The organism is Aeromonas sp. QDB25, assembly GCF_027707725.1.
In the GTDB taxonomy this organism is placed as follows: Bacteria; Pseudomonadota; Gammaproteobacteria; order Enterobacterales; family Aeromonadaceae; genus Aeromonas; species Aeromonas caviae.
The window spans coordinates 1-1726 of sequence record NZ_JAPCIZ010000189.1 but is presented as its reverse complement, the minus strand read 5'-3'; the positions used below and the strand labels follow the sequence as shown (position 1 = coordinate 1726).

Genomic DNA, 1726 nt, shown 5'->3' with positions numbered 1-1726 from the left:
GTTCTGGTGGATGTGCCGGCCCAGGCCTTCGGGCAAGTCCACCAACTGAAATGTCTTCAGCCGCTCGATGTGTTCCAGCATGTGCCGAGAGTTGGGTTTCAGCGGTGCCTGGCGCAGCCAGGTCAACCAGGTGATGCTGCTGCCGGCCTTGAGCTTCAACAGCTCGTCCAGCTTGGCCCGATGCGAGTCCGTGAGTGGTTCGACCAGGGCGCGGTAGACCCGCCGATTGGCTCGCGCAATGGCTTCCGAGCAGGCCCGGTCAATCACGCTCAGCGCCGGCAGGATGCGTCGTTTCTGCCGTAGGCTCTCCAGGGCCTGACCGGCCAGCAGCAAGCCTTTGTCGGTCTGCTGGGCCAGCTCGGTTAGCTCGCGCACCAGGGCGCGGAAGTCGGACAGGCCGAACGGGGCCAGTTGCAGGTAGGTGCGCAGTTCCTGGGCATGCTCGCGACGGGTCACGTCGCGCTCGCCGTACTTTGCCCAGCTCGCCGGCTCGGCCTGGACTTGCTTCGCCACCCACAGGATGACCGGCTCGGGCAGCTCGCTGTCGGTTCCCAGCGCGTAACCGGGGTAGCGCAGCAGGCAGAGCTGCACGGCGAAGCCGAGGCGGTTGGCGTCGCCGCGTCGCTGGCGGATCAGCGACAGGTCGGAGTCGTTGAAGGTGTAGTAGCGGATCAGGTCATCCTGGCTTTCCGGCAGCGCAAGCAGGGTGTCCCGCTCCGTGGCCGAGAGGATCAAGCGACGCGGCATGTGTCAGTCGTCCGTGCGGAGGTACTGGTAGAGGGTTTCCCGGCTGATGTTGAACTCGCGGGCAAGCTGCGCCTTGGGCTCGCCGGCCGTCGCTCGCTGCCGCAGGGTAGCAGCCTGCTCATCGGACAGGGCTTTCTTGCGGCCCCGGTACGCGCCACGCTGCTTGGCCAAGGCGATGCCCTCACGCTGCCGCTCGCGGATCAGGGCGCGCTCGAACTCAGCGAAGGCCCCCATCACCGACAGCATCAGGTTGGCCATCGGCGAGTCCTCGCCAGTGAACACCAGGCCCTCCTTCAGGAACTCGATGCGCACGCCGCGCTGAGTCAGCTTCTGTACCAAGCGACGCAGGTCATCGAGGTTGCGGGCCAGCCGATCCATGCTGTGCACCACCACTGTATCGCCTTCGCGGACGAAGCTCAGCAGCGCTTCGAGCTGGGGGCGCTGGGTGTCCTTGCCCGATGCCTTGTCGGTGAACACCTTGCTCACCTGGGTTTGTTCCAGCTGGCGTTCCGGGTTCTGGTCAAAGCTGCTGACCCGGACGTAGCCGATGCGGTGCCCCTGCACGATGTCTCCTTGGTTGAAGGCGGCTTAAGTGCTCCTTCTGTTCCGTTGTGCCTCAAACCCCGTTTCTGTCAGGCTGAAATCTATGACCTTCGCAGGCATGTGTCAAAAAATGCGAAAGATGACTCTATTCTGACGAAGCGGCGCGGCCCTGCCTGACATCCAGTTAGGGTATAACCTAGATTTACATGCGCAATGCAACCCTTAACTTGCTGCACCTATCGTGTCCATGCTAGCTTTATCGTAACGCTAAAGAAATTGGGCTTAATGCCGAACACAATAAAATAAAACAGCCAACTCTTGAGGCTCTTATGCGCCAGAATTTACCAGTGACGGGTCGAAACTTAGAACTCCCAAAAGATGCCAATATTCTTTCGACTACCTCCCCTCAAAGCCATATCACGTACGTTAATCCTGA

Annotated in this window: 2 protein-coding genes; both read right to left on the bottom strand. The window is 61.2% G+C overall.

Annotation, left to right across the window (positions count from 1 at the left end):
• The coding region (locus tag PG883_RS23390; protein ID WP_270808441.1) for a DUF4158 domain-containing protein at positions 1 to 747 on the bottom strand (747 nt) is incomplete at its 3' end.
• A 3-nt stretch (positions 748 to 750) separates the two neighbouring features.
• Complete coding sequence (locus tag PG883_RS23385; RefSeq protein WP_001161490.1) at positions 751 to 1311, bottom strand: recombinase family protein; 561 nt, start codon at positions 1309 to 1311, stop codon at positions 751 to 753.
• Positions 1312 to 1726: the final 415 nt, after the last annotated feature.